Here is a 9,450-nt window from a genome sequence, read left to right as displayed (position 1 = left end):
GACGCCGCCACCTTGATGGAGCAGCTGAACATTGTCTGGGGGCAGCAGCGTATTCTCGACCTGACCCGGTTATCCACCCACCCGGAGGGGCACCGGGATGACGGCCTGCCCAGCTACCGGGACAAGATCGCCACCCTGACCCTGCCGGACGACACCCTGACCCTCTATTTGCAACGGGTACCCGGCGATGACGATCGTCGTATCTGGAAAATTTCCAACGCCACAGTGCAGCAAATCCCCCATCTCTGGGAGCTGTTCGGTTACAACCCGACCATTACCCGTCTGGCGGATTATCTGCCGGATTTCACGGTCCTCTATATGCAGAACTGGCAGGTGGCCGGGCTGGCCCTGATCATCATCGGCGCCTGGCTAGCCTCTTCCCTGCTGCGCCGGCTGACACTGCGCCTGCTGGAGTTCTCGGACCGTTACCGCGATACCCTGCACCAGTTCTTCTCCATGCCGTTTCGCTGGTACCTGTTTTTCAAGATGATGCAGCTGGGCGTGGCCGAACTGGGCCTGTCCATCCGCGCCCAGGTGTACCTGAACCAGTCCGCCCTGGGCTATCTGGCCACCCTGTTCCTGGCGCTGGGCGTTATCGAACTGCTTTCTGCCCTGTTCCTTAGCAGTGCCCAGAACCAGAAGTACTGGTCCGGCATCATTCACCCGGTTCGCACCATCCTGAAAATGATCGCCACTGTGGTGATTTTTCTGCTGTGGCTCAGCGACTCCGGCTACGACATCACCACGGTGCTGGCCGGGCTGGGCATCGGCTCCATCGCCGTGGCGCTGGCCGCACAAAAGACCCTGGAAAACGTGATTGGCGCCTTCACCCTGTACATTGCCAAACCCGTTCAACCCGGCGACTTCTGCCGGGTGGGCACCACCGCCGGCGTCATCGAGGAAATCGGCCTGCGCTCTACCCGCATTCGCCAGACGGACCGCACCGTGGTGTACGTTCCCAACGCGGTACTCGCCAGCGCCAGCATCGAAAACATCAGCGAGTCCGATTTCCGTCGCTACCATCGCGACCTGCATATCCGCCTGGGCGCCAGCACCGACCAGCTACGCCAGTTACTGGTCGACCTGAGGCGCTTGATTTACAGCCACCCACGGCTCACCGAACGCGCCGCCCGGGTACGTTTCGAGGAAATCCTGCGCGACGGCTACCGCATCTCGCTGAACTGTTATGTGGACAGCAGCGCTTATGGCGAATTCCTGGCCGTGGCTGAAGACCTGAACCTGCGCATCCTGCAAATTCTGGAGGATAACGGCGTCCACCTGGCGGTGCCGGTTCAGCAATGGGTCAACAACACCGAAGACAGCACAGCCACGGTGCAACGCAGCCAGGATGAGGCTTTGCCCTTCCCCGACTTCAGTGACGACGACAAGGTCGCCATGAAAGGCAGCCTGGACTATCCGTACAAGGGCCGAGAAAACGTATATACATTGACTATCTTAAAGATAGCCTATAGCCTCATTGAAAGTCGAGCGTGAACCGGCGACGATGCGGCGTAATTTTTCATGGTGATGACCAATGGCAAAAAGCAAAGCCAAAAAGAAAAACAGCCAGCTTATCGTCCGAATCAACGACGAAGAGCGTGTGCGCTTTATCGAGCTCTGTGAGGAACTCGATACCAGTGCAGCAAGGGAAGTACGCCGGTTTATTCGCGACTTTATCAAGAATCAGGAAGCGCCTTCCGGCGACTGACTGAAACCGATAGAACCTGTATTCGACATAAACGACGGAGCACACCATGTCTCAGAAGAAAAAGCTGAAAAAAGCCATCAAGAACAGTAAAGCCAAGATCAGCAAGCAAGAAAATGTTGTGAAGAAGCTGAAGAAAAAGCTCAAGAAGCTTTAATCTTCCATTGAAGGGGCCGGCATCGCCGGCCTCCTTCAACCACGTTCAGCCTTCCTCAGCTTCCTCCCCCTCCCTCTCACCCAATGGCATATCACCCCACACACCCAGCGGCGTACGGGTTCAGTGCTAATCATCAACATTCCGCCAATGGCAGTGTTAACATCAAGCTTCACGGGTTCAGGGGATGTTTGGGAATGATGCAACGGCTCGCTTTGCTATTCAGCCTTTTCACTTTCACCGCCGCATGCAGTTTTCAACCCGGCATCGTCGACGACAACGCTCTGCGCGAAGGCGCTACGCAACATGCGGAACAAGCGCTGACCGTACGCGCCAGCGTCATCAGTGACAGCGATGCCCACGACATCTTTGGCGTGGCCCTGGGGATACACGGCATTCAGGCCGTCTGGCTGGAGGTGGACAACCACACCGGAACGCCGCTGTATTACCTGCCCGTCACCACCGACCAACAATATTTTTCGCCACTGGAAGTGGCCTGGAAAGTGAAAGGAAAGTTCGGCAAGGAAGATGAAAAAGCCGTGGACCGCATGTTCGTTTCCCGTGCCATGCCCATCAACCTGCCAACCGGTAAGCGCACCAGCGGCTTTGTATTCACCAACCGCGATCTTGGCGTCAAGGTCGTCAATGTGGACCTGCTCGGCGGCGGAAAAAGCTGGCAATCGTCATTCATCATCGACGTGCCGGGCATCAAACTGGATGTGGAAAAAGTCGACCTCACCACCCTGAATAACGAACAGGAGCACCAGCACGTGGATCGCGATGGCCTGCGCGCCTGGCTAGCAGAGCAGCCCTGCTGCACCCACAACGACGACAGCAGTGCCAGCGGCGACCCGATCAATTTTGTCCTGGTCGGCGACAGCCAGTTGCTGCTCAGCGCCATGGTGCAACGGGGCTGGGACCTGACCGAGCGCATCCATGGTGGCTCGATCTGGAAAACCACCAAATCCTTCCTGATGGGTTCCAGCTACCGTTACTCCCCGGTGAGCTCCCTCTATGCCCTGGATCGCCCCCAGGATATGGCGCTGCAAAAAGCCCGTGGCAACATTCACCAACGCAATCACCTGCGCCTCTGGCGGGCGCCACTATTGTGCGACGGCGAACCGGTCTGGCTGGGACAGATCAGTCGGGATATCGGCGTACGCTTTACCTTCAAGTCCCCCACCCTGACCACCCACAAAATCGACCCGGATGTGGATGAGGCCCGGGACTATCTGCTTCAGGACATGATTTTTTCACAACGGCTGGCCGAGTTCGGATATGTAAGCGCCATGGAAGCCAAGCACATCGACAGCCCCGGCCATAACCTCACCGGCGATCCCTTTATTACCGATGGCCTGCGGCTGGTGATGTTCTTCCATAGCCCCATGACGCCCATGCATGAAGTGAAAAACCTCCACTGGGAACAGCCGGACCGGAACCGTCGCCACTGGATAGAAAGCAATTCGGCCCCGGCAGCGCCATCACCATAATTTTTTGCTTTCTTTACAGATTGTCGCTTGAGTCCTTCAGACCAGCCTGTAGGCTTTGTGGATACTGCTCACCCACTGACTGGAGCCAACCATGTTCATTCGCTTTCTGACCGTGCTTGCCGCCGCGTCCCTGGTCGCCTGCGTGACCGCCGCCTCCCCGATCCGGGTTGCTGACGGAAACCAGAATGAAGGCACCGTGACTCTGGCCACCGACTATAACCTGATGCAGAACCCACAGATGGACTGGCAACAAGGCCTGCAAAAAGCCAGCGCGCAATGTCAGGGCTGGGGGTATAACGGCGCGATTCCCAGTGGCAAACCCAGCCAGACCTGCAGCAATGAAACCCAGGACGGTGACTGTATCGGCTGGACTGTGAACGCGACTTTTCAGTGCACCGGGCAGGCTGCCCAGCAGTAACGTCCGCCGGCAATGAATAGGGGTTATCGCGGAATTGAGTGATCAGCCGGCTTCAGAACTTGTCCCATTATCCCGTCCTGGCAAGCGTTGGACGCCGGATGCCCGACGACTGACGCCTGCATTAAAAACCTGAACACTTGGCCTCCACGTTCTCTGTGCAACATGCATTACCCAGTTACTACCTTCGTGATGGTCCTGAAATCCCCGCCACCACGACAGCCGCTCAGGCTATGGGGGGTTACGTCAGGCATCCGGCATCGAGCGTTTGGCTAAGTGCCAGGCATTCGCGATAAACCCTTCAGACAGCGAGTAGCGCGTTATTCACTCTTATCCGCGAGAAACAAAAAAAGCCTCTTAAAAGAGGCTTTTTTCTTTCTGATGCCTACTGAGCGAACGTGCTCAGGTCAGCCCTGATTACTTGTCGGCGTCCAGCGCCTGGTAGTAATCCATCAGGATCTGCGCCACTTCAGGACGGGAGAATTCCGGCGGCGGGGCAATCCCCTGACCCAGCATCTCACGGACCTTGGTGCCTGACAGCAGCACAAAGTCTTCCTTGGTGTGATCCGGCACATCACGCATCATCACCACGCGATCGAGCTTCTTGGAGTAGGCGGTGTGGTCCGCTTCGAAGATCTTGATCTCCAGGGCGCCTGCCGGCACTTTTTCCTGGAAAATGGTTTGTGCGTCGAAGGCACCGTAGTAATCGCCCACACCGGCGTGGTCACGGCCCACGATCAAGTGGCTGCAACCACAGTTCTGACGGAATACCGCGTGCAGTACCGCTTCACGGGGGCCGGCATACAGCATGTCAAAGCCGTAACCGGTAATCATCACGCTATTGGGCGGGAAGTACACTTCCACCATCTTGCGGATGGAGGCATCGCGCACGTCGGCAGGAATATCACCCGGCTTCAGTTTACCCAGCAGCATGTGAATCAGGATACCGTCGGCGTTCAGCGCTTCCTGGGCCATGCGGCACAGTTCTTCGTGGGCGCGGTGCATGGGGTTACGGGTCTGGAAGGCAACCACATTGTTCCAGCCACGCTCAACGAATTCATTACGGATGGACACCGCCGTGCGGAAGGTATCCGGGAAGTCGTCAGCAAAGTAGGAGTAGTTCAGGACCTGGATGTCGCCAGACACAATAAAATTGCCGGCGGCCAGGAAGTTGGCCACGCCCGGGTGCTGCTTGTCGGTGGTGGCGAAGACCTGCTCGGCCACCGCTTCCAGTTCTGCATCAGTGGCTTCTTCGATGGCCGCCACGTCCATCACCGCAATTACCGGCTGGCCGTCCACATTGGGGTCACGCAGGGCAATGCGCTTGGCGCCTTCAATAGCGCTGACATCCTTCAGCATATTGACGATCGGCACCGGCCAGAACAGGCCATCGGCAGTGGTCAGGTTTTCCGCCACGGACAGCATATCCGCCTTGTTCATGTAGCCGGACAGCGGGGTGAAATAACCGGCCCCCATCATCACCGCATTGGCGGCAGCTGCCGAGCTGATCACCACTGAAGGCAGTGATTCCGCTTCATGCTGCAAGGCAACGCGCGCGGCTTCATCGGCGACGTACAGGGGGTTCAATGCGTCCGCACCGTGCGGCTTGACCAAAGAGACCATCAATTTACTCCATATGCTCAATCAACGAGGGGGGTCCGTGAGCGGCGGAGTATAACAAAGGATAAGCGACAGGTCGGCCCGGGAATGCGTAATAAGAGAAGCACAAAAAAGCATAAGGGGAAGAGATCCCCCCCGCCTAATCAAGCCGCCAGCGCGCGTTTGCATGACGCCTGGCCTGAGTGGCCACAGGCGCGAGCCGAATTATACGATCGGCGGCTCCCCCGACAGGGTCGGCCCTTCCTCGATATCGTGGGTGAACTCTTCCAGGGATTGCGCCACTTCCCCCACCTCCTCGAAACGGGCGATGTGGTAGAGGGCTTCGCCTTCGTTGACCAGGGGCAGGTTGTTACGGCCCACCAGAATGCCGGCGGCAGGGGCGTGGATATTGATATCATCGCCGCCAAAGGGGCTGGAGATACGGCCGATCAAATCCCCTTTCTTGATCCAGGCACCCAGGGCCACCAGGGACAGGAAGACACCATCACGCTCGGCACGAACCCAGCTGGAGGAGCGGGCGATGTAGGGCTCGGCGGGTGCCTTGGTGCGGCGAGAACCGGTCATACCCAGATGATGCATCACGTTGAGCACGCCTTTGACGCCAGCACGAATGCAGGACTCGTCAAAACGCAGCGCCTCGCCGGCTTCGTAAGTGATAACCGGAATGCCCTGGGCTTCCGCCACTTCACGCAGCGTGCCTTCGCCCAGCACCGAGTTGATCACCACGGGCACGCCAAAGGCGTTGGCCATGGCGCTGGTATCGTCGTTGGACAGGTTGGCTCGAATCTGTGGCAGATTATCGCGGTGAATGGCGCCGGTGTGCAGGTCCACCGCGTGGGTGGCACGGTCCAGCACCTGGGTCTTGAACTGCCAGGCCATGCGCGCACCCAGGCTGCCGGTTTCCGAGCCCGGGAAACAGCGGTTCAGGTCCCGACGGTCCGGCAAATAGCGGGATTTATGGATAAAGCCAAACACATTCACCACCGGCACCGCCAACAGGGTGCCGCTGAGGTTTTTCAGGGCAGAATGGCGTAACAGGCGGCGGATGATTTCCACGCCGTTCAGCTCATCACCATGGATAGCCGCGCTGACCATGAACACCGGCCCCGGCTTGCGACCGTGGATCACGTGAATAGGCACATTCAGCGGGGTCTGGGTATAAAGCTGAGCCAACGGCAATTCCACTTTCGCACGGGAGCCGGGCTGGACGGTGATGCCATCAATTTCAAAGGGAGCGTTTTTCGGTTCTTTTGGATTTTTCATTCTTTTCTGACCACGTTGCCGACAGCCTTCCCTATCACGAGTGACGAACACAGAAAACCATGATTTTGTTCGGCTTTCGCAACTCGAAACTCGTCACTCGCTTCAGGCCGTTCGCACCTCAAGAGGTGCTCCTACCATAAACAGCCTTATCCCTTGGAACCTTTGGTTTGTGTCCGGTAGGGACGGGCATCCTTTTCGATGAATTTGATGATCATGCCAGCCACATCCTTGTTGGTGGCCATCTCAATCCCTTCCAGGCCTGGAGAGGAATTCACTTCCATCACCACCGGACCATGGTGCGAACGCAGAATATCCACCCCCGCCACATTCAACCCCATGATACGCGCGGCTCGCACAGCGGTGGCGCGCTCTTCCGGGGTGATGCGGATCAGGCTGGCACTGCCACCCCGGTGCAGGTTGGAGCGGAACTCGCCCGGCGCGGCCTGGCGTTTCATGGCCGCAATAACCTTGCCGCCCACCACAAAACAACGAATATCCGCGCCGCCGGCTTCCTTGATGTATTCCTGCACCATCACCGACACGTTCAGGCCCATAAAGGCTTCGATTACCGACTCCGCGGCCTTGCGGGTTTCCGCCAGCACCACGCCGATGCCCTGGGTGCCTTCCAGCATCTTGATCACCAGCGGTGCACCGCGAACCATGTTGATCAGGTCAGGGATGTCATCCGGCGAGTGGGCAAACCCGGTGATGGGCAACCCAACGCCTTTGCGCGAGAGCAGCTGCAATGAACGCAGTTTGTCACGGGACCGGGAGATGGCCACCGATTCATTGATCGGAAAAACGCCCATCATTTCGAACTGACGCACCACCGCCGTACCGTACTGGGTAATCGAGGCGCCAATACGGGGAATCACCGCATCAAACCCTTCCAGCACTTCACCCTTGTAGTGAATTTCCGGCTTGTGAGCCACCATGCTCATGTAACAGCGCAGGGTGTCGATCACATGCATTTCATGGCCCGCTGCTTCGCCGGCTTCGACCATGCGTCGCGTGGAGTACAGGCGCTTGTTTCGGGAAAGAATCGCAATTTTCATGGTTGCTCTTTTGTGCCGCCAAGGAGGAATGACGCTGTCGGGTCCACGGTAATCAGGTCCATGGCGGTTCGTCCCAGCAGCATGCGGAATTTCATGTTTTCACGGTCGGTGAGGGTGATCTCGATGGGCCAACAGCGCCCGCCCAATGCAATCTCCGTGCGAATCACCGGACGCTCTTCCTTGTGACCACCGGAGTCGGTGACCACACGGCGATCCAGCACCGGGGCTTCGCATTCACGAACGGTATCCTGATCCTGAATCGGGTGAATACAAAAACGCACCCACTCGGCCCCGTCACGCTCAAAGGTTTCCACCTGATAGGCGTGCAACGCGGACGTGCGGGCACCGGTATCCACCTTCATCTTGATGGCGTCGATGCCCAACCCGGGCAACTGGGCCCACTCACGCCAACCAACGATCACCTTGTTGCCCGCCTGCAAATCCTTTGTTGCCATCAATCGCGTCCCAGCAATTCGATTTTGTAACCATCCGGGTCTTGAGCAAAGGCCAGCACCGTGGTGCCATGCTTCATGGGGCCCGGTTCGCGGGTGATACGCCCGCCTCTTTCACGAATACGCTCACAAGCAGCGTACACGTCGTCCACGGCCAGAGCCACATGGCCATAGCCGTCGCCCAGATCATAGGATGACTGGTCCCAGTTACAGGTCAACTCCAGCACCGCGCCTTCCGATTCCGGCTGGTAGCCCACAAAAACATTGGTAAAGCGCCCTTCCGGGTAGTCCTTGCGACGCAATTCGGTCATCCCCAGCACCTGGGTATAGAAAGTGACGGACGCCTCAAGATCGCCCACACGCAGCATGGTATGCAGGATTCGCATGGTTGGGAAAACTCCTGACAACAGAGAAATGCACAGGTGCCGCAAGCGCCTGCCGTGTCAGGGCGAAGTGTGGTGGCAGAGGGAGGAATTGACAAGGAAAAACGCCGGAGACACGACGCCGAAAGCCAGACACAGGGAAAGGCGGTCGGGTTCTCAGCGTCAGGCCTCCGGCATTAGGCGTCTGGCGTACTTCAAGGCAGAAACAGGGACCCCTGATCCTCTACCCAGTCTTGCGGCACACTGCCCTCACGGATTCGCTGCGGGTGATCGCCCACATCCACCCGGGCCACTTCCTGGCCGCTGGTATAGTTGAAGACTGACATCTGGTCGGTGCCACTCCAGGACACATAGCAGTGGTCACCGTCCTTGCTGGTGGTCACCCAATACGGTTTTTCGCCAATACCGGTTTTCAGTTCGTAGGAGAAATCGTCACGGTCCACCAGCGCCACATAGTCGCTCATGGTGCCGGCCACACAGAAGGTGCTGTCGTCTGCACTCAAGGCGATGCCGTGGTGGGCGGAATCGTTCACATACGTTTCCCGGGTCACCAGCGGGCCGGTCAGGTCCGGTAGCTCGGCCAGACGCAACACTTTCTGCTCTTCCATGTCGTACTCGATAAAGCCGTGCAGAAAAGACAGCTGGAAGTAGAAATAACGCTCATCTGCCGTGTGCGCCATGGGCCGCACTGCGGTGCTCAGGTTGCCATAACCCGCGGCCTCCAGATCGGCTTCCAGATCCAGCGTTTTAATAATTTCCAGGCTGTCGGCATCCACTACCTGAAACACCCGCTCCCCCTTGGTCGCATCCAGCAGGTTCTTGCCAAGCAGGGCATCGGTGACGCCGCCCAGCAGCTCGCTGTCCAACGGGGTGTACACGGTACCGATACTGGCGTGATAAATGCGCTTGCCTT

General features: G+C 58.1%; 10 protein-coding genes. 4 read left to right on the top strand and 6 right to left on the bottom strand.

What is annotated here, in order from left to right; translation table 11 throughout:
• From A3730_RS02045 to yecR, 4 genes are all read left to right on the top strand, one after another.
• Positions 1–1,494: mechanosensitive ion channel family protein (locus A3730_RS02045; protein WP_156500799.1), on the top strand; the 1,494-nt coding region annotated here is incomplete at its 5' end.
• Between the two features lie 40 nt (positions 1,495–1,534).
• Positions 1,535–1,708, top strand: a complete 174-nt coding sequence (locus tag A3730_RS30895) for a hypothetical protein (RefSeq protein WP_007150661.1) — start codon at positions 1,535–1,537, stop codon at positions 1,706–1,708.
• Between the two features lie 348 nt (positions 1,709–2,056).
• On the top strand, positions 2,057–3,349 hold the full coding sequence (locus A3730_RS02040) for an LssY C-terminal domain-containing protein (protein WP_063519163.1): 1,293 nt from the start codon (positions 2,057–2,059) through the stop codon (positions 3,347–3,349).
• Between the two features lie 91 nt (positions 3,350–3,440).
• The gene (yecR, locus tag A3730_RS02035; protein WP_063519164.1) at positions 3,441–3,767 is read left to right on the top strand and encodes a YecR family lipoprotein; all 327 of its coding nucleotides are present in this window, start codon (positions 3,441–3,443) and stop codon (positions 3,765–3,767) included.
• 414 nt (positions 3,768–4,181) lie between these two features.
• Here yecR and sat read toward each other — a convergent pair whose 3' ends face one another.
• The 6 genes from sat to A3730_RS30890 all read right to left on the bottom strand — a co-directional run.
• On the bottom strand, positions 4,182–5,387 hold the full coding sequence (gene sat / locus A3730_RS02030; RefSeq protein WP_063519165.1) for a sulfate adenylyltransferase: 1,206 nt from the start codon (positions 5,385–5,387) through the stop codon (positions 4,182–4,184).
• A 201-nt stretch (positions 5,388–5,588) separates the two neighbouring features.
• Positions 5,589–6,647 carry a succinylglutamate desuccinylase/aspartoacylase family protein gene (locus tag A3730_RS02025; RefSeq protein ID WP_063519166.1) on the bottom strand — a complete coding sequence of 353 codons (1,059 nt, stop codon included), beginning with the start codon at positions 6,645–6,647 and terminating at the stop codon, positions 5,589–5,591.
• Between the two features lie 146 nt (positions 6,648–6,793).
• Positions 6,794–7,702, bottom strand: coding sequence for a 30S ribosomal protein S6--L-glutamate ligase (gene rimK / locus A3730_RS02020; RefSeq protein ID WP_007148982.1), 909 nt, complete (start codon positions 7,700–7,702; stop codon positions 6,794–6,796).
• Complete coding sequence (locus A3730_RS02015) at positions 7,699–8,157, bottom strand: ATP-dependent zinc protease (protein ID WP_063519167.1); 459 nt, start codon at positions 8,155–8,157, stop codon at positions 7,699–7,701. Before A3730_RS02015 ends, rimK begins: the two co-directional genes overlap by 4 nt.
• Entirely contained in the window at positions 8,157–8,540 is a 384-nt protein-coding gene (gloA, locus tag A3730_RS02010) for a lactoylglutathione lyase (protein ID WP_063519168.1), read from the bottom strand. The genes A3730_RS02015 and gloA overlap by 1 nt, the downstream gene beginning before the upstream one ends.
• Positions 8,541–8,731: 191 nt before the next feature.
• The coding region (locus A3730_RS30890; protein WP_369819030.1) for a YncE family protein at positions 8,732–9,450 on the bottom strand (719 nt) is incomplete at its 5' end.

Source organism: Alcanivorax sp. HI0044 (assembly GCF_001634945.1).
The sequence above is the reverse complement of the archived record's forward strand: the minus strand, read 5'-3'. Positions and strand labels throughout refer to the sequence as shown.

What these genes read in the sequence shown, in the direction of transcription:
- gloA (WP_063519168.1), bottom strand. Translation starts at nt 8,540, where the DNA reads ATGCGAATCCTGCATACCATGCTGCGTGTGGGCGATCTTGAGGCGTCC.
- rimK (WP_007148982.1), bottom strand. Translation starts at nt 7,702, where the DNA reads ATGAAAATTGCGATTCTTTCCCGAAACAAGCGCCTGTACTCCACGCGA.
- A3730_RS02025 (WP_063519166.1), bottom strand. Translation starts at nt 6,647, where the DNA reads ATGAAAAATCCAAAAGAACCGAAAAACGCTCCCTTTGAAATTGATGGC.
- A3730_RS02040 (WP_063519163.1), top strand. Translation starts at nt 2,057, where the DNA reads ATGATGCAACGGCTCGCTTTGCTATTCAGCCTTTTCACTTTCACCGCC.
- sat (WP_063519165.1), bottom strand. Translation starts at nt 5,387, where the DNA reads ATGGTCTCTTTGGTCAAGCCGCACGGTGCGGACGCATTGAACCCCCTG.
- A3730_RS30895 (WP_007150661.1), top strand. Translation starts at nt 1,535, where the DNA reads ATGGCAAAAAGCAAAGCCAAAAAGAAAAACAGCCAGCTTATCGTCCGA.
- A3730_RS02015 (WP_063519167.1), bottom strand. Translation starts at nt 8,157, where the DNA reads ATGGCAACAAAGGATTTGCAGGCGGGCAACAAGGTGATCGTTGGTTGG.
- yecR (WP_063519164.1), top strand. Translation starts at nt 3,441, where the DNA reads ATGTTCATTCGCTTTCTGACCGTGCTTGCCGCCGCGTCCCTGGTCGCC.